The 22387-nt window shown below is 67.4% G+C and carries 19 protein-coding genes and 1 riboswitch; of the genes, 15 read left to right on the top strand and 4 right to left on the bottom strand.

All coding sequences use genetic code 11. The annotated features are described in order from the left end of the window. The first annotated feature begins 17 nt into the window (after positions 1–17). The 5 genes from rnc to ftsY all read left to right on the top strand — a co-directional run bounded on the left by rnc (position 18) and on the right by ftsY (position 7219). Positions 18–734, top strand: a complete 717-nt coding sequence (rnc, locus tag BIU82_RS00825; protein ID WP_070347562.1) for a ribonuclease III — start codon at positions 18–20, stop codon at positions 732–734. A gap of 50 nt (positions 735–784) precedes the next feature. Next, positions 785–1738, top strand: coding sequence for a bifunctional DNA-formamidopyrimidine glycosylase/DNA-(apurinic or apyrimidinic site) lyase (gene mutM / locus BIU82_RS00820; protein WP_070347561.1), 954 nt, complete (start codon positions 785–787; stop codon positions 1736–1738). 43 nt (positions 1739–1781) lie between these two features. Further along, on the top strand, positions 1782–2234 hold the full coding sequence (locus tag BIU82_RS00815; RefSeq protein ID WP_139146450.1) for a hypothetical protein: 453 nt from the start codon (positions 1782–1784) through the stop codon (positions 2232–2234). A gap of 103 nt (positions 2235–2337) precedes the next feature. Then, positions 2338–5943: a chromosome segregation protein SMC gene (gene smc, locus BIU82_RS00810; RefSeq protein WP_171906462.1), complete on the top strand. Its 3606-nt coding sequence runs from the start codon at positions 2338–2340 to the stop codon at positions 5941–5943. Between the two features lie 52 nt (positions 5944–5995). After that, a complete protein-coding gene (gene ftsY, locus BIU82_RS00805; protein ID WP_070347559.1) occupies positions 5996–7219 on the top strand; it encodes a signal recognition particle-docking protein FtsY in 1224 nt (407 codons plus the stop codon). Positions 7220–7308: 89 nt separating this feature from the next. Here the strand turns inward: ftsY and BIU82_RS00800 are convergent, their stop codons facing one another. After that, on the bottom strand, positions 7309–8994 hold the full coding sequence (locus BIU82_RS00800; RefSeq protein WP_253182629.1) for a hypothetical protein: 1686 nt from the start codon (positions 8992–8994) through the stop codon (positions 7309–7311). Positions 8995–9059: 65 nt separating this feature from the next. Then, positions 9060–10211: an MFS transporter gene (locus tag BIU82_RS00795; RefSeq protein ID WP_253182658.1), complete on the bottom strand. Its 1152-nt coding sequence runs from the start codon at positions 10209–10211 to the stop codon at positions 9060–9062. Between the two features lie 363 nt (positions 10212–10574). Between BIU82_RS00795 and BIU82_RS00790 the strand changes: the two genes are divergently transcribed. Continuing rightward, positions 10575–11921: an ammonium transporter gene (locus tag BIU82_RS00790; RefSeq protein WP_070347557.1), complete on the top strand. Its 1347-nt coding sequence runs from the start codon at positions 10575–10577 to the stop codon at positions 11919–11921. Continuing rightward, complete coding sequence (locus tag BIU82_RS00785; protein WP_070347556.1) at positions 11918–12256, top strand: P-II family nitrogen regulator; 339 nt, start codon at positions 11918–11920, stop codon at positions 12254–12256. The genes BIU82_RS00790 and BIU82_RS00785 overlap by 4 nt, the downstream gene beginning before the upstream one ends. A gap of 106 nt (positions 12257–12362) precedes the next feature. Here the strand turns inward: BIU82_RS00785 and BIU82_RS00780 are convergent, their stop codons facing one another. After that, a complete protein-coding gene (locus BIU82_RS00780) occupies positions 12363–13784 on the bottom strand; it encodes a glucose-6-phosphate dehydrogenase (protein ID WP_253182628.1) in 1422 nt (473 codons plus the stop codon). A 155-nt stretch (positions 13785–13939) separates the two neighbouring features. Here BIU82_RS00780 and ffh point away from each other — a divergent pair, with 155 nt between their 5' ends. Both ffh and BIU82_RS00770 read left to right on the top strand, forming a co-directional pair. Next, complete coding sequence (gene ffh, locus BIU82_RS00775; protein ID WP_070347555.1) at positions 13940–15511, top strand: signal recognition particle protein; 1572 nt, start codon at positions 13940–13942, stop codon at positions 15509–15511. A 52-nt stretch (positions 15512–15563) separates the two neighbouring features. Continuing rightward, complete coding sequence (locus BIU82_RS00770; protein WP_070347554.1) at positions 15564–16301, top strand: alpha/beta hydrolase; 738 nt, start codon at positions 15564–15566, stop codon at positions 16299–16301. Between the two features lie 121 nt (positions 16302–16422). Here the strand turns inward: BIU82_RS00770 and thiC are convergent, their stop codons facing one another. After that, on the bottom strand, positions 16423–18228 hold the full coding sequence (gene thiC, locus BIU82_RS00765; protein WP_070347553.1) for a phosphomethylpyrimidine synthase ThiC: 1806 nt from the start codon (positions 18226–18228) through the stop codon (positions 16423–16425). After that, positions 18224–18331: riboswitch (TPP riboswitch) on the bottom strand. It overlaps the preceding gene by 5 nt. A 60-nt stretch (positions 18332–18391) precedes the next feature. Between thiC and BIU82_RS00760 the strand changes: the two genes are divergently transcribed. From BIU82_RS00760 to BIU82_RS00735, 6 genes are all read left to right on the top strand, one after another. Next, positions 18392–18895, top strand: coding sequence for a GNAT family N-acetyltransferase (locus tag BIU82_RS00760; RefSeq protein WP_070347552.1), 504 nt, complete (start codon positions 18392–18394; stop codon positions 18893–18895). A gap of 2 nt (positions 18896–18897) precedes the next feature. Continuing rightward, positions 18898–19992, top strand: coding sequence for an amidohydrolase family protein (locus BIU82_RS00755; protein ID WP_070347551.1), 1095 nt, complete (start codon positions 18898–18900; stop codon positions 19990–19992). 83 nt (positions 19993–20075) lie between these two features. Beyond that, the gene (locus BIU82_RS00750) at positions 20076–20948 is read left to right on the top strand and encodes a VOC family protein (protein ID WP_070347550.1); all 873 of its coding nucleotides are present in this window, start codon (positions 20076–20078) and stop codon (positions 20946–20948) included. 99 nt (positions 20949–21047) lie between these two features. Continuing rightward, entirely contained in the window at positions 21048–21485 is a 438-nt protein-coding gene (locus tag BIU82_RS00745; protein WP_171906461.1) for a hypothetical protein, read from the top strand. A 197-nt stretch (positions 21486–21682) separates the two neighbouring features. Beyond that, positions 21683–22105, top strand: coding sequence for a 30S ribosomal protein S16 (gene rpsP, locus BIU82_RS00740; protein ID WP_070347548.1), 423 nt, complete (start codon positions 21683–21685; stop codon positions 22103–22105). A gap of 1 nt (position 22106) precedes the next feature. Continuing rightward, complete coding sequence (locus BIU82_RS00735) at positions 22107–22349, top strand: RNA-binding protein (protein ID WP_070347547.1); 243 nt, start codon at positions 22107–22109, stop codon at positions 22347–22349. Positions 22350–22387: the final 38 nt, after the last annotated feature.

The raw sequence follows: 22387 nt of genomic DNA, 5'->3' as shown, positions 1-22387 counted from the left end.
CCACAGGCTGATTAAGGATGTCTTCAACTGAAGAGCTTCTGAAGCGTCTCGGCGTCACCATTGACGCCGAGACGCTTCGTCTTGCTCTGACACATCGCTCGTACGCGTACGAGAACGGCGGAATCCCCACCAACGAGCGCCTTGAGTTCCTCGGCGACTCTATCCTGGGATACTCCGTCACCGACTTCCTCTTCCGGGAAAACCCGGACCTTCCCGAAGGTGAACTCGCCAAGCGGCGCTCCGCCGTCGTGAGCACCCGTGCCCTCGCGGTGATCGGCCGCGAACTGGGCATCGGCGACTACATCTACCTGGGCCAGGGCGAAAAACTGACCAACGGGAAGAACAAATCCTCGATCCTCGCGGACACCATGGAAGCGCTCATCGGAGCCACGTACCTGTCCAACGACATCGAGACCGCCCGCCAGCTCGTCATGCGCCTGGTGGGCCCGCTCCTCGCCGATGCCGCGGCGCTCGGCGCCGGAACCGACTGGAAGACCAGCATCCAGGAACTCGCCGCGAGCCGGCAGCTGGGCACCGTCTTCTACGCTGTCGAAGGCACCGGCCCGGACCACGCACGCGTCTTCACCGCTGAACTTCAGATCAACGGCATCACCTACGGACGGGGCACCGGCCACTCCAAGAAGGAAGCCGAGCAGGAATCGGCCGCCGATGCCTGGCGGACCCTGAGCGCTGCGGACACGGCCGCCACCGACGACGCCCCCGCCGTCGGTTGATCCGGACCCGGCCCACCCATGCCTGAACTGATCCATGCCTGAACTGATCGATGCCTGAGCTGCCCGAAGTCGAGGTGGTCCGCCGCGGCCTGGCCCGCTGGGTGTGCGGCCGCACCATCACCTCGGTGGATGTCCTGGACCCGCGTTCCATCCGCCGCCACACCCTCGGCACGGAAGACTTCATCGGCAACCTCGAAGAAGCCACCGTGCTGGACGTCGTCCGCCGCGGAAAGTTCCTCTGGATGCCGCTCGCCATGGCGGGCACGCACCCGCGCGAAACCGGAGCCGGCGTCGCGCTCATGGCGCACCTTGGCATGAGCGGGCAGCTGCTCATGCAGGACCCCCATGTTCCCGACGAAAAGCACCTGAAGGTCCGCCTGCGGCTGAGCCCCTCGGACGGCATGCCGGAGCAACTGCGCTTCGTGGACCAGCGGATCTTCGGCGGTTTGTTCGTCACCTCCCTGGTACCCACGGACGACGGCGGCCCCGGAGGACTGGGGGAATCGCCCCTTCCAGAGATTGCAGGCGAAGCCGCGCATATTGCGAGGGACCCGCTGGACCCGCACTTCTCCTTCGAGGATTTCTACCGCAAGCTCAAGTCCTGCAAGACCGGGCTGAAGCGGGCGCTGCTGGACCAGGGCATCATTTCCGGCATCGGCAACATCTACGCCGACGAAGCTCTCTGGCGCGCCCGGCTGCACTACGCCCGAGCCACGGACACCCTGCGCCGGGCCGACGCACTGCGTGTGGTGGAGGCGGCCCGCGATGTCATGAACGATGCCTTGGCCGCCGGTGGCACCAGCTTCGATTCCCTCTACGTGAACGTGAACGGTGATTCCGGCTACTTCGCCCGCTCCCTGGACGCCTACGGCCGCACCGGCCAGCCGTGCCGGCGTTGCGCCGAGGCGGGCCTGGCCGGCGTGATCAAGCGCGAACAGTTCATGAACCGCTCCTCACACACCTGCCCGGTGTGCCAGCCCCGCCCGCGCAACGGCCGCTGGTAAGAAGCTGTTTTCGGGGCCGCGCTCCGGTGGGAAACTGGTGGGCATGAAAGCCTGGGCGATCCGCACGGTGATCGCGTTCGTGTTCAATGCCATCACCTTGTGGGCCATGGCCATCCTGCCCGGGGTCAGGGTGGGCGACGGTTTCCTCTGGGTGGCCCTGGCCTTCACGGCAGCAAACCTCCTGCTGCGGGCCCTTGCCGCCGCGGTTTTCAGGAACCTCGACGGCGAAGCGGCCCCCCGCCGGTACACAAGCCGCCCGAAGGCAGCCCGGTTGGCGTTGGCGGCGGGCGCCGGAGTCGCCTTGAGCGTGGGTGCACTATGGCTCACCACCTCATTGGCCGGAGGCCTAGCCCTCAGCTGGCCCGTAGGCTGGGTCTTTGCCACGATCGTGGTCTGGCTCGCCTCCATCATTTTCGAAACGGTTGACGACGGCCTCGAACACAAGGCCCAGCAACTGCTTGCCGGGCCGGACGCGGGTACCCGCCTGCCCGGCTGAGGCGGCTCCCGGGCGGCCCGGAAGGGGCCCAAATCCGGTGATTGTCGCCGTCGGGCAGTAGATTTGGAAGCACACGCTGCCACTGGAGGAGTTCCGAACCACCTTGCATTTGAAAAGTCTGACTGTCCGGGGATTCAAGTCGTTCGCGTCGGCCACGACGTTCGACTTCGAACCCGGCGTCACTGCGGTGGTGGGACCCAACGGCTCCGGCAAGTCCAATGTTGTTGACGCCCTCGCCTGGGTGATGGGCGAACAGGGCGCCAAGACCCTGCGTGGCGGCAAGATGGAAGACGTCATCTTCGCCGGAACCGCCGGGCGGCCGCCGCTCGGCCGCGCCCATGTCTCGCTCACCATCGACAATGCCGACGGCGCCCTGCCGATCGAATACAGCGAAGTCACCATCTCGCGCACCCTCTTCCGGGCCGGCGGCTCCGAATACGCCATCAACGGTTCGCCCTGCCGCCTGCTGGACATCCAGGAACTTCTCTCTGATTCCGGGCTCGGCCGCGAAATGCACGTCATTGTCGGCCAAGGCCAGCTGGACCGGGTCCTGCACGCCACTCCGGAGGACCGCCGCGGCTTCATCGAAGAAGCCGCCGGAATCCTCAAGCACCGCCGCCGCAAGGAAAAGACGGTGCGGAAGCTCGAAGCCATGCAGGCCAACCTGCAGCGCCTGGGAGACCTCACCGCCGAAATCCGCCGGCAGCTCACCCCGCTCGGCAAACAGGCAGAAGTGGCCCGCCGCGCCCAGACCGTGCAGTTCGAAGTGCGTGACGCCAAGTCCCGGCTCCTGGCTGATGAACTGGTCCGCCTGAACGAGGCCTTGGAAGAGGACGTGGCCACCGAAGCCGCGCTCAAGGAACGCCGCGAAGTGGTGGAGCAGGAACTGGCTGCGGGCCGGCAGCGCCAGGCCGAGGTGGAACGGCTCGCCGCCGAGGCCACTCCGCGGTTGAACGCCGCCCGGGATTCCTGGTACCAGCTGTCGGCCGCCCGTGAGCGGCTCCGGGCGCTCGGAGCCCTTGCCGCCGAACGCCGGCGGCTCCTCGGAGCGTCCGACGCCGCCCCGGATTCCGGGCGGGATCCGGAACAGCTGGAGCGCCAGGCCGCCCGGGTCCGCCAGGAACAAGCCGCCTTGGAGCAGGATATTGTGGCCCGCAAGGAAGCTTTGGAACAGGCCGGGCTGGCGCGGCAGGAAGCCGAAGAGCTGGCTGCTGCGGAGGACCGGCGCCTCACTGCCGTGCTGCGGGCCGCGGCGGACCGCCGCGAAGGCATCGCCCGCCTTGTGGGCCAGCTGGCGGCGGCGCGCTCGAAGGCGGAGGCTGCCGACGCCGAACGCGGACGCCTGCGCGAATCCATGGCCGCGGGCGAAGAACGCCGGCGCCTGGCCCAGCAGGAATTCACCGCCCTCGAATCCCAGGTGGCCGGTGTTGAAGACGGCGAGGAAAGCCTCGACGCCGAGTACGAAGAAGCCACCGCCGCCTTGGACGCCATCGAGGCCGAGATCGAGGCGCTGAAGAACGCCGAACGGGAGCAGCTCCGGGAACGGGACGCCCTCGTGGCGCGCCGCGATGCCCTGCAGCTCGGCCTGAACCGCAAGGACGGATCCGGCCGGATCCTCGACTCAGGTGTTCCGGGGGTGCTCGGGGCGCTCTCCGGCATGCTGTCGGTCGAGCCCGGCTACGAAACTGCTGTGGCCGCGGCGCTCGGCGCCCATTCCGAAGCCGTGGTGGTGGCGGACGTGGACGCCGCCAAAGCCGCGGTCCGTTTGTTGAAGGACGACGACGGCGGCCGGGTCTCGCTGCTGCTGGCCGGCGCCATGGACGCAGCAGAGTCCCCGGAAGCAGTGCCGCCGGCTGACTTGCCGGCGGACGCCCGCTGGGCGGCGGAGCTGCTCCGCGCCACCCCGGGCACAGGGAAGGGGAGCCACCTCTCCGCCGCGCGCGCCCTGCTGGCGCGCACCGCCGTCGTCGGGGATCTGGACGCCGCCGCGGAGCTGATCTCCCGGCACCCGGAGCTGACCGCCGTGACCCGCGCCGGCGACGTCTTCACCGCCCTGACCGCCACGGGCGGTTCAGCCGATGCGCCGTCCCTCCTTGAGGTGCAGGCCGCCGTCGACGACGCCGAACACCGCCTGGCCGGGCTCACCGCGGAACTCGAGCGCGGCCGCTTCTCGCTGGCCGCCGCTGAGGCCCGCCGTGCCGAGGCGCAGGAGCGCGCGGATACCGCGCTGGAGAAGCTGCACGACTCGGACGCGCGGCTTGCCGCCGTCGCCGAACGGCTGGGGCACCTGAACTCGCAGCTGCGCAGTGCCGTGGCCGAAAGCGAACGCCTTGCGGAGTCGCTGTCGAAGGCCGAGCTCAACATCGCGGTCGCCGAGGAAGCCCTGGAAGCCGCGGCCGAGCGCCTGGCAGCCGCCCAGGAAGCACCCGAGGAAGACGAACCGTCCACCGAACAGCGGGACGCCCTGGCCGCGGCGGCCAGCCAGGCGCGCGCCCGCGAAATGGAAGTGCGGCTCGGCCTGCGCAGCGCCGAGGAACAGCTCAACGCCACCAGCAACCGTGCGGCATCCCTCGAGCGTGCCGCCGCTACCGAACGGCGCGCCCGCGAGGAAGCAGCCCGCCGCGCCGAACGCCGCAAAGCCCAGGCTGCCCGCGCCGCAGCCGTGGCACGCGCCGTGGAACAGACCGTCCGTTTCGTGGACGTCTCGGTGGAGCTGGCCGCACACGCGCGGGACCACGCCGAAGCCGTCAAGGAACAGCGCGACAAGGAACTGGCCGAACTGCGCAGCAGCAACGACGCACTGGCCCGCGAGCTGGCCGGGCTGACGGACTCCGTCCACCGCGACGAACTCGCCCGTGCGCAGCAGCGGCTGCGCATCGAGGCCCTGGAAGCACGATCGATCGAGGAACTCGGGCTCTCCCCGGAGCAGCTCGTGGCCGACTTCGGGCCCCACCAGCCTGTCCCGCTGCCTGCGGACAGCAAGGACAAATGGGCTGAGCTGAGGGCCGAGGTGGACGAGGACGGCAACCCCGTTCCGGCGGGAAAGCCCTTCGTCCGGGAGGAGCAGGAAAAGCGGCTCCGCAAGGCCGAACGCGACCTCGCCGCACTGGGCAAGGTCAACCCGCTTGCCCTGGAGGAATTCGCCGCGCTGGAGGAACGCCACCAGTTCCTCAGCACCCAGCTCGAAGACCTCAAATCCAGCCGCAAGGACCTCCTGGACATCATCAAGGAGGTGGACAAGCGGGTCCAGCAGGTGTTCTCCGAAGCCTTCGCGGACACTTCCAAGCAGTTCGACCACGTCTTCGCGCGCCTGTTTCCCGGCGGCGAAGGACGCCTGGTGCTCACCGACCCGGACGACATGCTCACCACGGGCATCGAGGTGGAAGCACGGCCTGCAGGCAAGAAGATCAAGCGCCTCTCCCTGCTTTCCGGTGGAGAACGTTCGTTGACCGCGGTGGCGCTGCTCGTGGCCATCTTCAAGGCCAGGCCGTCGCCGTTCTACGTGATGGACGAGGTGGAAGCCGCGTTGGATGACACCAACCTGGGGCGCCTCATCACGATCTTCGAAGAGCTCCGGGAATCCAGCCAGCTGATCGTCATCACGCACCAGAAGCGCACCATGGAAGTGGCAGACGCGCTGTACGGCGTGACCATGCGCGGCGACGGCGTCTCCACCGTCATCAGCCAGCGCCTCGACGCCGGAGTGTAGCCGACGTGCAGCCGACGCCGGCGTGCAGGCAAGGCTGTGAGAAGCTAGGGGAGTGAACGATCTCCTCCCAATTATTCTGTCCATAGCCGCTGCCCTGGTGGTCATCGGCGGGCTGGTTCCGGTGCTCCTGAAGGCGCGGAAATCCGCCGCCAAGTACCCCGGAACCCGTGACGCCAACGACCCGGCAACCCCGGCCGCCGGCGGAACGCTGGTGGATGACCGGGCACAGGCGGGCGGCCCCGCCGCCGGCGAACGCACGGCACCGGCCGGCGTCGACGGTTCCGCCGAAGCACCCGAAGCTGACCTTGAGGAAGAGCCCGCCGGGCTCGAAACCGTCCAGGTGGAAACGCCGGCGCCGGTGGAAGGCCGCCTGCAGCGGCTGCGTGCCCGCTTGGTCAAGTCCAACAACATCCTGGGCAAGGGCCTGCTGGCACTGCTGTCCAGCGACAAGATCGACGAGAACGTCTGGGACGAAGTCGAAGAAACCCTGCTGCTGGCGGACCTCGGCACCGAACCGACCCTGGAACTCGTGGACGCCCTCCGCGAGCGGGTCAAAGTCCAGGGCACCCGCACCCCGGAAGCCGTCAAGGCGCTGCTGCGTGAAGAACTCATCAAGCTCGTGGACCCTGCCATGGACCGCAGCCTCAACGTCTCCCGCAAGAACGGCCACCCCGCCGTCATGATGGTGGTGGGTGTCAACGGCGTCGGCAAGACCACCACCGTGGGCAAGCTGGCCCGTGTGCTGGTTGCCGAAGACAAGGACGTTATCTTGGGTGCGGCAGACACCTTCCGTGCCGCTGCGGCCGAGCAACTCGCCACCTGGGGCCAGCGCGTCGGCGTGCCCACGGTGAAGTCCGACATCGACGGTGCCGACCCCGCCTCCGTCGCCTTCGAGTCGGTGAAGGCCGGCATCGAACAGGAAGTCGACGTGGTCATGGTGGACACGGCGGGCCGCCTGCAGAACAAGGTGGGCCTGATGGACGAGCTCGGCAAGGTCAAGCGGGTCATCGAAAAGCTCGCCGAGGTGGACGAGGTCCTGCTGGTCCTGGACGCCACCACGGGCCAGAACGGGCTCAACCAGGCCAAGGTGTTCTCGGAGGTCGTGAACATCACCGGCATCGTCCTGACCAAGCTGGACGGCACGGCCAAGGGCGGCATCGTCGTCGCCATCCAGAAGGCGCTCGGCGTTCCGGTCAAACTGGTGGGCCTGGGCGAAGGCCCGGACGACCTTGCCCCGTTCGAGCCGGAAGCTTTCGTGGACGCACTGCTGAACTAGTCAGCTTCCCGGCCGCAACGTAAAAGCCCGGCGGCCGCAGGATCATCCTGCGGCCGCCGGGCTTTTACGTGCCTGTGCCGGGTGGAAGGTCAGTACGTGAAATGCAGAACGGTTACGGTGCCGGAGGTCAGCGGGAACTTCTGCACGCTGGAGCCTTCCACGAAGTTCATCACCATGGGCCGCTTGTTGTTCGCGACGGGAAGGGCCTTCCTGCCGTCGATCGTGGTGGAGCCCTCCGCGGTATATCCGGGGCCGGCCATCTGGGTCATGGTTCCGGTCTTGGGCTTGCCGGGCAGGCTCAAGGTGACGCTTGCCTGGGCATCCTTCTGCGGGTCGTTCTTGTTGGCGATGTACACGTTGGTGCTTCCGTCACGATGCTTCACCGCGTAGGCGTAACTGAGCCCGCCGCCGGACTGTTCAAGCTTGAGGAACTTCCCGGTGCCGAGGTCAGACACCATGGCGAGGCCGAAATAGCTCGGATTTTCCCGGATGGCACCGTCCGGCTGCAGGTACTTGCCGCCGGAGCAGATGGGCGACAGCGGCGGACCGCCGACGCAGGTGATCAGGGAGCTGTGGAAGCCGAGCCGCTTGATGCCCTGCTGCAGGCCGTTGAGCGCGAATTCGCTGTACCACAAGGCCGAGGCGTGGTTCTTGGTGGTCGGGTTGGAGCCAGGGCAGGCTGACGGGCCGGTTTCGGTCAGCCAGGTCTGCAGGCCTGCTGCGGCGGCGGGCGCCATCGCCCTGCGGTCGTAGTCGCGCACCCGCGGGTGCATGTAGTCGCTCATCAGGTTTGCGAGGGTCGGTTCGTCCCCCGGTTCGCTGCCGGAGCAACTGGACAGTGGGTAGTAATGGAAGGAGACAATGCGCTGCTGGGGCAGTTCCGTTTTCGCGAAGGCCTTCCACCAAGCCTCGGAATAGGTGCCCGGTCCGATGATGGGCACGCCGGGCGCCGCGGAATTGATGGCTTCGGCGTAGCTCTTGAGCTCGTTGAGGTAGTCGGGAATGCCCCAGCTTCCGGGGCGGAGGCCGTTGTCCGGGTACCCGTTGGGTTCATTGCCGATGGTGATGCCGACGAGCCGCTTGCCGAAGATCCTTGCAGCGTGCTTGCTCATGTCCGCTGCCCGGGCGGGATCGTAGTGGCCGAGGTCGACGGTGATGTTGATGGTTCCGTCGATGGCATCCAGCAGGGTCTTTACCCGCTCCAGGTCCTTCGGCGTGGCGGTACGTACGGGGTGGGCCTTGTCTCCGCGGCGATCACCGGGCATCGCTTCGCCGGTGGAGGTCCAGAAGAAGCGGCGGTCCACGGCGTTGCCGCCGAAGCGCAGCAGCGGCTTGCCCAGGCCTTTCAGCGTGGCCACCAGATCGGCGTTGGCAGAGCTCATGGCGGGGTCTGCGAGGTCCGTGGCTTCCAGGGAGAGGCCGACGGCACCCGGGTCGAGCGAGGTGCCGAGTTCGGCGGCGGAAACGTTGACGGTCATTGGGGGAACCGCTGTGGTGGCCGTGGCCTGGGGGCCGGCTTGTTTGTAATACGCAACCCCTGCCTTTTTGACCGGCTTCGGCGAGGGGGCCGGCGCGGCGGACGCAGAGGACGTTGGCGTGCTGCGGGGTTCGGGCTGCCCGGCATTCAGGGCAAGCGGGACGGTGATTGCCGCTCCGGCCGCCAAGGCGCCTGCGGCCACCAGGGAGACGACCTTGGCTTTGCCTGCCTTCCTGCGTCGTGGTCGGCGGCTGCCGGCGGATTGCCCGCTGCCCGGCATGTGGTCAGGGCTGGCCACGGTGAAGTACCTCCAAGAGTGGGTGGATTGGTCCTTCCGCCAGCCTAGACGATCACGCCGCGCCCTTATTCCGGGCGGCGCCCCGGCAGGGTCTCCGGAGCCGTGAGCCACCACGCAGCGGAGAGCAGCAGCAGGCCGCCGGTGGCGGCGAACGCCCAGCCGTATCCGAACGCGTCAGCGACGACGCCGGCCAGCACCGGGCCCACAATCGCACCGGCGTCCGCGGCCATCTGGAAGGTGGCCAGCACCTTGCCGCCGGAGCGGCCCTGTCCGAGGATGTCGCCGACGGCGGCCTGCTGAGCCGGGCTCAGCACGCCGGAACCGAAACCGGCCACAGCGGAGACCACCAGGAACGCGGTGAGGTTGTCCGTGAGGCCGATCGCCGCCGTCGCGATTCCCGTGACGGCGAGCCCGGCGGTGATGAGCGGCTTGCGGCCCAGGCGGTCCGCCAGCCGGCCGGAGAAACTCAACGCCACGGCGTTGCCGGCGGCGAAGACCGCCAGCGCCCAGCCTGCGGAGGCCGTGCCGGCGGCGAGGACCGCGACGGCGAACAGCGGCACCGTGGCCATCCGCACCCCGAAGACCGCCCAGCCGTTGCTGAACCCGGAGAACAGGGACGCCCGGTACGCGGGATCGCCGAAGGCTTCGCGCAAGGTCATGGCCGGAGCCGCGGCGGCCTGGGCGGATGCGGAAGCCGGCCCGGAACCGAGCTGGAAGCGAACCAGCAGCGCCGCAAGAACCAACGCGGCAGCGTAGGCAAGGAAGGGCACCCGCAGGCCGAAGCCGGCCAACAGGCCGCCGACCACCGGCCCCAGCACGCTGCCCAGCAGGAAGGCCGAGGAGTATGCGCCGGACACCCGGCCGCGGGCTTCCGGCGGAGCAAGCCGAATCAGCAGGCCCATCGCGGCAACGGTGAACATCACCGAGCCGGCGCCGCCGAGCCCGCGGAAGATGAGCAGTTGCCAGTAGTCCTGGGCGAAGGCGCAGGCCGCCGTCGAGACAGCAACAATCAGCAGGCCGGATACGTAGACGGTGCGCTCACCCAAGCGGCCGATCAGTGCCCCGCCCGCGGGGGCGAACACGAGGCGCATGAACGCGAAGATGCTCACGATCACGGCAGCAGCGGTGGCACCGACGTCGAAGGTGGTGGCGAACTGGGGCAGCACGGGAGCCACCAGGCCGAAGCCCAAAGCGATCAGGAACGCCGCGAGCAGCATCACCTTGATGTCGCGGGGGAGGGCCGGACGCTTGGCCGGTACAGCGGCGGATGGGAGCGGCTGGCCCGACGGTTCCCGGGTGGTTTCGCGCATGCGGTGGCTGACCTCACGTTGGCAGGGGGTTCAGGGCGGTGACTCCAAGGTAACAAAGTGCGCACGCCGGGCATTCCGGGCCTGGTTGTGATCCACGAAACATCCCTGTAACGCCCGGGATATGCACCATTTACCTTGGGGAAGTTCTTGTAACAGCCGCGCAATCTAAATTCCGAGCGGGCGAAACACTGCGGGTCAAAACTTTTCTGTAGAACGCGAAAGGCGTTGGTACAGGCGGCATCGTCCGCATAAGCAGAGAGGACGCAGACCATGGAATTCACCGCCGGTCTCGTTTGGCTCCTGGTCGCAGCAGCGCTCGTGCTGTTCATGACCCCGGGCCTGGCATTCTTCTACGGCGGCATGACCCGTGCCAAGGCCGCCCTGAACATGATGATGATGAGCTTCATCGCCATCGGCACGGTAACGATTGTCTGGGTCCTGTGGGGCGCCTCGATGGCCACCGCGAACGACGACAACTTCTTCCAGCTCTTCGCAAACCCCTTCAGCCACTTCGGCCTGCACAACTTCACTGAAGCGCCGGACCTGCTGAAGACCGGATACGCCCTGACCTTCGCCATCATCACGGTAGCCCTGATCTCCGGCGCCATTGCCGACCGCGCCAAGTTCTCCGCCTGGACCCTCTTCACCCCCATCTGGGTCACCCTGGTATACGCACCCCTGGCGTTCATGGTGTGGGGCGGCGGCCTGTTCTCCGCTGACGGCTGGTTCGGCCAGACCTTCGCACCGGTCATCGACTTCGCCGGCGGCACCGTAGTTCACATTAACGCCGGTGTGGCCGGCCTGATCTTGGTGCTGATCATCGGCAACCGCAAGGGCTTCGGCAAGGATCCGAACCACCGTCCGCACAACGTTCCGCTCATCATGCTCGGCGCAGCCATCCTCTGGTTCGGCTGGTTCGGATTCAACGCCGGTGCCGCCGCCACGGTGGAGCAGGCAGGCCTTATCTGGATCAACACCCTGGTGGCACCGGCCGCGGCCATGCTCGGCTGGCTCGTAGTGGAACGCATCCGTGACGGCCACCCCACCTCCCTCGGTGCTGCCTCCGGCGTGGTTGCAGGCCTCGTGGCCATCACCCCGGCCTGCGCCAACGTCTCACCGCTGGGCGCCATCGCGCTCGGTGTCGCAGCCGGCGTGGCCTCCGCGCTCGCCGTCGGCCTGAAGTTCAAGCTCGGCTACGACGATTCCCTGGATGTCGTGGGTGTCCACCTGGTGTCCGGCCTCATCGGTACCGTGGCCATCGGCTTCCTCGCCACCCCCACCCAGGGCACGGCCGGCCTCTTCTACGGCGGCGGCCCGGAACAGCTTGTCGCACAGGTCCTGGCCGCGCTGATGGCGATGGTGTTCACCGGCGTCATGACCTTCGTCATCGCGTACCCCATCCACAAGTTCATGGGCTTCCGTATCTCCGAGCGCCAGGAGATCGCCGGTGCCGACCTCAGCCTGCACGCTGAGACCGCCTACGAGTTCGGAGTCGGGGGACACGGTGGCAGCTTCCAGCCGCTCCACGAGCTGATCACCGGCAAGAAGTCCGCAGTTCCGGCTGATGCCGCAGAAGCCACCGAAGCCACTGAAAGCAAGGAGAGTGTCCAGGCATGAAACTCATCACCGCGATTGTCCGTCCGGAGAAGCTTGAGGCGGTCCGCGAAGGCCTGGAGGCCTACGGGGTCCAGGGGCTGACGGTCAGCGCGGCCAGCGGATACGGCCGCCAGCGCGGATATACAGAGGTGTACCGGGGCGCCGAATACAACGTGGACCTCCTCCCGAAGATCCGCATCGAAGTCCTGGCCACCGACGAGCAGGCGGACGACATCCTGGATGTGCTGATCGCCTCCTCCAACACCGGCCGTGCCGGCGACGGAAAAGTCTGGACGGTGGATGTCCACGAGGCCGTCCGCGTCCGCACCGGGGAGCGCGGCGCTGCCGCTATCTAAGTGAACAGCGCAGCCGCCATCTGATCTTGCTTTATCCCCCCGGAGGCAAGGGAACGGGCCGGGTACCTGGAAAGGTACCCGGCCCGTTTACCGTTTAAAGGCTGACTTAGTGCCCGACGGCGGTGGGCCAGTCGTCCGGGCCGGTGCTGCCGGCGTCGTACTTCCCGAGCGGAACGGAACCTTTCGCCCAGGCGGCAAGGACCGGCTCCACGATCCGCCAGCATTCCTCGGCGGTGTCGCCACGGACGGACAGCAGCGGATCGCCGCTGATGACACCTTCCAGCACTTCGCCGTAGGGCAGGAGTTCCGAGGCGTTCAGTTCGGCCTGCAGCGTGGCGCGGTCAAGGGTGAAGATGTCACCCGGTCCGTTGACGTCGACGTCGAACTGCAGCGTGTCGGGCCCGAAGCCGATCCGCAGCTGGTTGGGGGAATCCACGCCGCGGAAGCCTTCCGGCAGGTGGGGAACGGGACGGAAGGTGACAAGCGCTTCTTTTCGCTTCACGCCGAGGGCCTTGCCCGAGCGCAGGATGAACGGCACGCCCTTCCAGCGCCACGTGTTGATGGCCACCTGGACCTCTGCCAGCGTCTCCGTGTTGCGCTCCGGGTCCACGCCTTCTTCGGCCGTGTAGTCCGGGATTTCCCGGCCGCCGATGCTTCCTGCGCTGTAGCGGGCGCGCCGGGTGGACGTCTTGAACGGGGCCGGGATGCTGCTGGCGCGCAGGACCGTGGAAATCGCATCACGCAGGTCCCGTTCGCCGATGGTGGCCGGCGCATCGATGGCGAGCAGGGCCATGATGTGCAGAAGGTGGCTTTGGATCATGTCCCGTAGGGCTCCCGCGCCGTCGTAGTAGCCGGCGCGGCCTTCCAGGGCGAGGTCCTCGTCGAAGATGATCTCCACTTTCTCGATATGTTCCCGGTTCCATACCGGTTCCAGGAAGCGGTTGGCGAAGCGCAGGCCGAGGATGTTCAGTACGGTGGCTTTGCCCAGGAAGTGGTCCACGCGGTGGATGTGGTCCTCGGGAACCAAGCCGAGGAGGGTCTTGTTCAGGTCCCGTGCCGAGTCGGTTCCGGAAGCGAAAGGCTTTTCCAGCACCAGCCGGGTTCCGGCGGGAAGCTGCTCACGGTCCAGTGCCTCGCAGGCTTTCTGGCTGACGTGGGGAGGCAGGGCGAAGTACACGGCAACAGGAGCCTCGAGGCCGGCAAGCAGTTCAGCCAGCGCTCCGTCGGCCGTGACGTCCAGGCCGTGGTACGCGGTGTCCTTTTCCATGGCGGCCAGCGCGGCCTTGCCCTCTGCGTCCGCGCCTTTGGCGGCCTCGGCGAAAGCTCCGTGCACGCGCTCGGACCATTGCGTGGCGGTCCAGTCGGTGGATCCGGCTCCAACGAGCTTCAGGCCCTTGGCGCGGCCGGACGCGAGCAGCCGGGCGAGCCCCGGCAACAGCAGCCGTCCGGTCAGGTCTCCGGAGGCGCCGAGGATGAGCAGTGTTTTCACGGTGTTTTCGCCGGCAGGCGCAGTGTTTTTGCTGGTCACTGTGCCAGCATGCCATCTTGAAGGTCCAACTTGGTACCCTAGATAGTCGAGTCCCGCAGCAGCGTGAAGCAGCCTGTGCGGGGCGATGATCGGCAATGATGCAGGCGCGCCGCTTCGGCCGCCATCCGTAGACCATTGAAAGAAGTGCACGTCTCGTGTTCAATTCACTCTCTGACCGGTTGACAGCAACCTTCAAGAATCTCCGTGGCAAGGGCCGCCTCTCCGAGGCCGACGTCGATGCCACAGTCCGGGAGATCCGCCGCGCCCTGTTGGACGCGGACGTTGCCGTACCCGTGGTGCGTGAATTCGCCGCCCGTATCCGCGAACGTGCCCTCGGCGCCGAGGTTTCGGCCGCACTGAACCCGAGCCAGCAGATCGTGAAGATCGTCAACGAGGAGCTCGTGGAGATCCTCGGCGGCGAAACCCGCCGCATCCGCCTGGCCAAGACCGGGCCCACCATCATCATGCTCGCCGGTCTCCAGGGTGCAGGTAAGACCACCCTCGCGGGCAAGCTGGCCAAGTGGATGAAGTCCCAGGGCCACAGCCCCATGCTGGTGGCCTGCGACCTCCAGCGCCCCAACGCGGTGACCCAGCTCCAGGTGGTGGGCGGCCGCGCCGGCGTTCCGGTGTTCGCGCCCCACCCGGGCACCACCTCCGACCTTGAGACCCCCACCGGCGATCCCGTCGTCGTCGCGAAGGCCGGCGTCGACGAAGCGCGCCAAAAGCTGCACGACGTCGTGATCGTGGACACCGCCGGCCGCCTCGGCGTCGACGCCGAAATGATGGACCAGGCACGCCGCATCCGCCAGGCGATCATCCCCAACGAAGTGCTCTTCGTCATTGACTCGATGATCGGCCAGGACGCAGTCAACACCGCGCTCGCCTTCGACGAAGGCGTCAACTTCACCGGCATCGTGCTGTCCAAGCTCGACGGCGACGCCCGCGGCGGTGCCGCACTGTCCGTCTCTTCCGTGACCGGCAAGCCCGTCATGTTCGCGTCCACGGGCGAAAACCTGGACGACTTCGAACTGTTCCACCCGGACCGCATGGCCTCGCGCATCCTGGACATGGGCGACGTCCTGTCCCTCATCGAGCAGGCCGAGAAGAACTGGGATAAGGACGAAGCCGCCCGGATGGCGAAGAAGTTCGCCGACCAGGAAGACTTCACCCTGGACGACTTCCTCGCCCAGATGCAGCAGATCCGCAAGATGGGCTCCATGAAGAAGATGCTCATGATGATGCCGGGTGCCCAGAACATCCGCCAGCAGCTTGAGCAGTTCGATGAGCGCGAGATCGACCGCGTCGAAGCCATTGTGCGTTCCATGACCCCGCACGAGCGCGTGGCGCCGAAGATCATCAACGGTTCACGCCGTGCCCGTATCGCCCGCGGTTCCGGCGTGCACGTGTCCGAAGTCAACGGCCTGCTGGAGCGCTTCGCCCAGGCCCAGAAGATGATGAAGAAGCTTGCCCAGGGCGGCGGTATGCCGGGCATGCCCGGGATGCCCGGCATGGGCGGCGGCGCCCGGAAGAACGCCAAGAACGCGCCCAAGAAGAAGGCACGTTCCGGCAACCCGGCCAAGGCAGCCCAGCAGCTGCGCGAGGCTGAGGCGAAGCGCAATGCGGCGGCTTCGGCACCCGCCGGTTCGGCCTTCGGCCAGGGCGCAGCGGATTTCGATCCCTCCCAGCTGAACCTGCCCAAGGGCTTCGACAAGTTCCTGGGTAAATAGGCAGACGCAAGGAGCGGCGTTCCCTGTCAGGGGGCACGCCTACTCTGGAGCCATGGAAAAGCAACGCGTCGTCTTCGTCCATGGCGGCGGTTCGTTCGGAGCCGCCGCCTGGCCGAGGCAGCATGGCATGGCCCTCGCCTATGACGCCTTGTTCCTGCGACGCCACGGCTTCGACCCGGTGGCGGATCCCGTGGAACAGGATGTCAGTGCCGATGTCGGGATCATCCTGGCGGCACTCGGTGGCACGGCCGCCCATGGAGATGCAGCGCCCGGCGGCCACCTCGTGGCGCATTCCCTGGGTGCGATCCCGGCCATGCTGGCGGCCGTCGCGCATCCGGAGCTGGTGCGCTCTCTTGTCCTGGTGGAACCGGCCTGCCTCTCCCTGACGGCGGAGCTGCCGGCTACCGCCGCCTACCGGAGCCTCATGGAACCGCTGTTCGCGGCCAGGCACAGCATGGGTGACACAGACTACCTCCGCGAGTTCCAACGGCGCACGGCCTCGGCAACCGTTGAACCGCCGTCGGGCGAGGACCCGCTCCGGGTGGCTCGGCGCCTCCGCATGCAGCCGCCGCCGTGGGACGCGCCGCTGCACATCGTCCCAGGGGTCCCCACGCTGGTCCTCACCGGAGGCTGGGAACCCCTCTATGAAGAAATCGCCGGCTACCTGCAGGAGACCGGGGCCCTCCACCGCACCGCGGCGGGAGGGCACCGGCCCCAGGACTCGGCCGAAGGCGACCGGATCATCCGTTCCTTCATCGCCGAAACCGCCCGCCTGCCGCTGCCCGGCTGACCGCCCGCCTGCCGCTGCCCGGCTGACCGCCCGCCTGCCGCTGCCCGGCTGACCGCCCGCCTGCCGCTGCCCGGCTGACCGGACGGCTGCGCCCAGGCAGCGGCACGCAGGCAGGGACGCGTCAGTTGGCGGCCGTCTCCGGCAGCTTCAGTTCCGGCAGGTACACCTTGCCGCCGGCCGCCAGGAACTCCTCGCTCTTCTCCCGCATGCCCGCGTAGGCTTCGGCGATCGCTGCCTGTGAATTCGCGGAACCGTATTCGTTGCGGATGTCCTGGCTGATGCGCATGGAGCAGAACTTCGGCCCGCACATCGAGCAGAAGTGCGCGGTCTTGGCCGGCTCGGCGGGCAGGGTCTCGTCGTGGAAGGACTCCGCCGTGACCGGGTCGAGCGAGAGCGCGAACTGGTCACGCCAGCGGAATTCGAAGCGCGCCTTGGACAGGGCGTCGTCGCGTTCGTTCGCTCCCGGATGGCCCTTGGCGAGGTCCGCGGCGTGGGCGGCGATCTTGTAGGTGATCACGCCGGTCTTCACGTCGTCCTTGTTCGGCAGGCCCAGGTGTTCCTTGGGCGTGACGTAGCAGAGCATGGCCGTGCCGTAGCGGGCGATTTCCGTGGCGCCGATGGCCGAGGTGATGTGGTCGTAGCCGGGGGCAACGTCCGTGACCAGCGGGCCCAGGGTGTAGAACGGTGCGCCCTTGCAGAGTTCCTGCTGGCGCTCCACGTTCTCCCGCACCAGGTGGAACGGCACGTGCCCGGGGCCTTCGACCATCACCTGCACGTCGTACTCCCAGGCCCGCTGGGTCAGCTCGGCCAGGGTGTCCAGTTCGGCGAACTGGGCGGCGTCGTTCGCGTCGGCGATCGAGCCGGGGCGCAGGCCGTCACCCAGGGAGAACGCGACATCGTACTTGGCGAAGATTTCGCACAGCTCGTCGAAGTGCGTGTAGAGGAAGTTTTCCTCGTGATGGGCCAGGCACCAGCCGGCCATGATGGAACCGCCGCGCGAGACGATGCCCGTAACGCGCTTGGCAGTGAGCGGCACGTAGCGCAGGAGCACGCCGGCGTGGATGGTCATGTAGTCCACGCCCTGCTCGCACTGTTCGATCACGGTGTCGCGGAAGATCTCCCACGTCAGTTTGTTGGCTTCGCCGTTGACCTTTTCCAAAGCCTGGTAGATGGGCACGGTGCCGATCGGAACGGGGGAGTTGCGGATGATCCACTCGCGGGTGGTGTGGATGTCGTCACCGGTGGAGAGGTCCATGACGGTGTCAGCGCCCCACTGGGTGGCCCACTGCAGTTTGTCCACTTCCTCGGCGATCGAGCTGGTCACCGCGGAGTTGCCGATGTTGGCGTTGATCTTCACCAGGAAGGCCTTGCCGATGATCATCGGTTCGGATTCCGGGTGGTTGATGTTGTTCGGGATGATGGCCCGGCCGGCGGCCACTTCGCTGCGGACAAGTTCCACGTCGCAGTTTTCGCGCAGCGCCACGAAGCGCATCTCGGGGGTGACGATGCCCTGCTTGGCGTAGTGCATCTGGGTCACCGTGCGGCCTTCGACGGCGCGGCGGGGCACCGGCTGCGCGCCCTTCCACTCAGCGGAGGCGGCGCCGCGGCGCACGGCCGACTTGCCGTCGTCGAGCAGGTTCCGCTCGCGGCCGCTGTACGTTTCGGTGTCGCCGCGTTCCTCGATCCAGGCCGCCCGGAACGGTTCCAGGCCGACCACCGGATCGCTTCCCGGCCCGGCGGTGCGGTAGACCCGCAACGAGGCGTTGGCTTCGCCGTTGGGCGAGGGCTCCAGGGCGATCTCCGTGACCGGTACGCGGATGCCGCTTTCGGGGTCCTCCACGTAGGCCAGGGAATGGGATTTCAGCGACTGCGTTACCTCCGCGGAGGCGTTTTGGGCAGAGCTTCGCTGGGCATTTGAGGTACTCAAAGGGTTACTCACTTCCTTCGCCGGCATTACCCGGACAGGTTCGACGGTCGCAGGCTGCGTCAGCCTGATCTCAGCCCATGCATGGGCCCCCGTGTGGTCGTAGACGAAGCTACCACAGCCGGACGGACGGGCCGCCGGAAAGCGCGGATGTTACTGTTTCGGCGTGCACCAGATCAGAGCCGCCGGACCGTCCGACTTCGCCTGCCTGCCCGCCATCGAGGACGCCTCGGACACGCTTCTGGCAGCCGCGCTCGCAGGGCCCGACGGCGGCCCCGTACCCTCGCTGCCTGCCGTCACCGGCGTGCCGCACAGCACCGCGTCGCTGTGCGTCCTCGTTGCCGGGAACCCGCCGCACGCATTCGCCCGTCTGGAGGAGGTCGACGGGCAGGTCCACCTCGAACAGCTTTCGGTCCATCCGGCCCATGTCCGGCAGGGCCTGGGCCGGGCTTTGGTGGAGGCCGCCCTCGGGTGGGCCCGGGAGCGCGGCTACGGCCGAATGACTCTTTCCACCTACCGGGACGTCCCCTTCAACGCGCCGTTCTACGCGCGCTGCGGCTTCGTGCCGCTGGCCGAACCGGGCCCGGAACTGGCGGCGCTGCGCCGCCACGAACAAGGCATCGGCTTGGATCTGCTTGGCCCACGGATCTGCATGGCAAAGGAACTGTGACCATGACCATTGAAGGAAACGGCATCATCGAATTCAGCGGCACCGTGCTGTGCGGGCCCGCGGAGGAGCGCGAGGGACTGTGGGCGGTGGACGGCCGCCTCACCTTCACGCGGCCTGGGCGTCAGCCCGGCGCCGTTTTGGATGGCTGGGTCCTCCCCGGCTTCGTTGACGCCCACTGCCATATCGGGCTGGGTCCTGGCGGCGCCGTGGAGGAAGCCGTCGCCCGGGCGCAGGCCGAAGCGGACCGCGACGCCGGCACCCTCCTGGTCCGGGACGCCGGCGTCCCGGCCGATACCCGCTGGCTTGGGGCCAGTCCGGAGCTGCCTCGCATCATCCGCTCCGGCAGGCACATCGCCCGCAGCCGCCGCTACCTCAGGGGCCTGGCGGAGGAGATCGAGCCGGAGCGGCTGGTGGAGGAAGTGCGGAAGCAGGCCCGCGCGGGCGACGGCTGGGTCAAGCTGGTGGGGGACTGGATCGACCGGAGTGCCGGCGACCTGGGACCGTCTTTCCCGGCGGCTGTGGTGAAGGACGCCGTTGCCGCCGCGCATGACGAGGGCGCCCGGGTCACGGCCCACTGCTTCGCCGAGGACACGATCGACGACATGCTGGACGCCGGCATCGACTGCATCGAACATGCCACCGGACTGCTGCCCAGGCACATTCCGCGGCTCGTGGAACAGGGCGTGCCCATTGTTCCCACCCTCGTGAACATTGCCACGTTCCCCGACATCGCCCGCCAGGCCGAAGCCAAGTTCCCCCGCTATGCAGCGCACATGCTGCGGCTGTGGGAACGCCGCCACGAACGGATCGGCGAAGCCTTCGAGGCCGGGGTGCGCATCTACGCAGGTACCGACGCCGGAAGCGTCATCAAGCACGGGCGCATCGCGGACGAAATCCTCGAACTGTGCCAGGCGGGATTGCCTGCGCCGGCGGCCCTCGACGCCGCTTGCTGGTCTGCCCGTGAGTGGCTGGGAGCCGAAGGCATCAGCGAAGGCGCGCCCGCCGACGTCGTAGTGTGTGCGGAGGATCCGCGGCAGCGTCCTGAAACGGCTGCGGCGCTGCGCCACATCGTGCTGGGCGGCGCCATCATCAGATGACCCTTGGAATAAATTGAAGCTTCAAGTAATTTAAGAAGGGTAGAAGCGCCGAGAGGCGGCGCCGAACACTTCCAGGAGTTTCAATGACCGCACCCTCCAGCCAGGACCTGCTTCCTGCCGAACTCACCATGGGCACCGTGATGCTCAAAGTCGGTGACATGAAGGTGATGGGCGACTACTACGGAAAGGCCCTCGGCCTCGATGTCGTGGCGGAGCAGGACGGCGGCCTGTATTACGGCCGCCTCGGCAAGCCGCTCGTGCACCTCGCCCCGGCCGCCGGCCTGCAGGTCCCGGGCCGTGGCGAAGCCGGGCTCTTCCATACCGCCTTGCTGTTCGAGGACCGGGCGGCGCTCGCCGCCACCATTGCCTCCGCCGCCCAGTACGAGCCGCGCGCCTTCGCCGGCAGTGCCGACCACCTCGTCAGCGAGGCGTTCTACTTCACCGACCCCGAAGGCAACGGCATCGAGCTCTACTACGACAAGCCCCGCGAGGGCTGGTCGTGGAACGGCAGCACCGTCGTCATGGACAGCCTTCCCCTGGCGCCGCAGCGCTACCTCGAAGAGAACCTGAGTGAAGAAGCGGTCACCGGGCAGCGGCAGGCCGCGGCCGGCGTCGGGCACGTCCACCTGCAGGTCGGCGACGTGCAGACCGCGCAGGACTTCTACGTGGACACCCTCGGCTTCGAGCGCACGGCCGGCTGGCATGGGCAGGCTTTGTTCGTTTCCGCCGGCGGCTACCACCACCACATGGCAATGAACGTGTGGAACAGCCGCGGCGCCGGCCCGCGCAAGGACACCCTTGGGCTCGGTGAAGTGGTCATCGAAGTGCCTTCCGGGGAGGACGTCGGTGCGCTGGCTGACCGGCTCAAGGTCGCCGGAATCGAATCGCACCACACGGGCCTGGAGCTGCGCTTCGAAGACCCGTGGCGCAACCGCCTCCGGGTGGCCGTCCGTTAAGCTGACGCCGTCCGTTAAGCTGATTCGGGGCGGCAGCACTTCCGGGATGGACCGGACTCCGCCCGCCTGCGTTGGAACGGATGAATGAGAGTGGTTTCCATGGGTTTTGCCGAAATTTTTGTTGCCACCCACGATGAAGCGCTCAAGCGGGCAGCCGCCTTGGAAAGCGGTGCCGATGTGGCCGGTTTCGCCGTGCGCATCCCCGGCATCAGCGACTTCGAAGTCGAGCAGCTGGGTGACCTGGCCGGAACGGCCGTCCACGCTGCCGGCGCAGACTATGAACTGGCCATGGTGGACGTCACCACCGACGCGCTGCTCGGGGTTCCGGCCGCCATGGTCCGGGCGCTTTCGGAACTGCTCAGCTACGAAAGCGAAGGCGACGGCAACGTGCTGGACGATGTCGCGGAGCGGTGGGCCGCGCAGGATGACATGCCTTTCGGCGCGGACGAAGCCCGTGGCTATGTCCAGCAGCTCGCAGCCCTGGCTGCCGACGTCGAAAAGGCCGAGCGGGCCGGTTTGTACGTCTGGTCCGCCTGACAAAACCTGCCACGCGACACCCCGGACCGTCCGGTTCGAAATCCCGTCCGCCATCTGGCACAATGGACAGGTACTCGATCCGTGCGGCCCCTCTCTCCGTGCGTGCATCCTGTCCTTGGAACCCTCAAGTATGGCCCGCCCCACGGGTGCAGAACGTCGGGTTCACCCCCGTTTCAGAAACAGGAGTGACCACAAAAGTGGCCGTTAAGATTCGTCTCAAGCGCTTCGGTAAGATGCGCGCACCGTACTACCGCATCGTCGTCATGGACTCCCGCGCCAAGCGCGATGGCCGTGCCATCGAAGAGATCGGCAAGTACCACCCCACCGAGGAGCCCTCGTACATCGAGGTTGTTTCCGAGCGTGCCCAGTACTGGCTGTCCGTCGGCGCCCAGCCGACCGAGCAGGTTGCCGCGATCCTCAAGATCACCGGTGACTGGCAGAAGTTCAAGGGCCTCCCGGGCCAGGAAGGCACCCTGAAGACCAAGGCTCCGAAGGAAGCCTTCGTTGCTCCGGAAAAGGGTTCCGTGATCATCCCCGAAGCCATCACCAAGAAGGCCAAGAAGGAAGAGGCCGCTGAGGAAGCCGAGGCTCCCGAGGCAGAAGCCACCGAGGCCGAGTAAATTGCTGGCAGAAGCGCTCGAACACCTGGTCCGCGGCATCGTCGACAGCCCTGAGGATGTCAAAGTCAGTGCCCGGAACAACCGCCGCGGAGAATCCCTCGAGGTCCGTGTCCACCAGGACGACCTCGGACGGGTGATCGGCCGCCAGGGACGCACCGCACGCGCACTGCGCACGGTCATTGCAGCCCTGGCAGGTGGCGAGCAGGTCCGCGTCGACGTCGTCGACACCGACCGCCGCCGGTAACGCGCTCAGCAATAGCTGGACTTTGGATCCGGTCCCGC

This window comes from Arthrobacter sp. SW1 (assembly GCF_001766675.1).
Classification (GTDB): domain Bacteria; phylum Actinomycetota; class Actinomycetes; order Actinomycetales; family Micrococcaceae; genus Arthrobacter.
The sequence above is the reverse complement of the archived record's forward strand: the minus strand, read 5'-3'. Positions and strand labels throughout refer to the sequence as shown.

Bases quoted from the DNA above. Each gene is read 5' to 3' on its own strand.
- rnc (WP_070347562.1), top strand. From the start codon at position 18: ATGTCTTCAACTGAAGAGCTTCTGAAGCGTCTCGGCGTCACCATTGAC.
- mutM (WP_070347561.1), top strand. From the start codon at position 785: ATGCCTGAGCTGCCCGAAGTCGAGGTGGTCCGCCGCGGCCTGGCCCGC.
- BIU82_RS00815 (WP_139146450.1), top strand. From the start codon at position 1,782: ATGAAAGCCTGGGCGATCCGCACGGTGATCGCGTTCGTGTTCAATGCC.
- BIU82_RS00795 (WP_253182658.1), bottom strand. From the start codon at position 10,211: ATGCTGCTCGCGGCGTTCCTGATCGCTTTGGGCTTCGGCCTGGTGGCT.
- BIU82_RS00790 (WP_070347557.1), top strand. From the start codon at position 10,575: ATGGAATTCACCGCCGGTCTCGTTTGGCTCCTGGTCGCAGCAGCGCTC.
- BIU82_RS00785 (WP_070347556.1), top strand. From the start codon at position 11,918: ATGAAACTCATCACCGCGATTGTCCGTCCGGAGAAGCTTGAGGCGGTC.
- BIU82_RS00770 (WP_070347554.1), top strand. From the start codon at position 15,564: ATGGAAAAGCAACGCGTCGTCTTCGTCCATGGCGGCGGTTCGTTCGGA.
- BIU82_RS00755 (WP_070347551.1), top strand. From the start codon at position 18,898: ATGACCATTGAAGGAAACGGCATCATCGAATTCAGCGGCACCGTGCTG.
- BIU82_RS00750 (WP_070347550.1), top strand. From the start codon at position 20,076: ATGACCGCACCCTCCAGCCAGGACCTGCTTCCTGCCGAACTCACCATG.
- BIU82_RS00745 (WP_171906461.1), top strand. From the start codon at position 21,048: ATGGGTTTTGCCGAAATTTTTGTTGCCACCCACGATGAAGCGCTCAAG.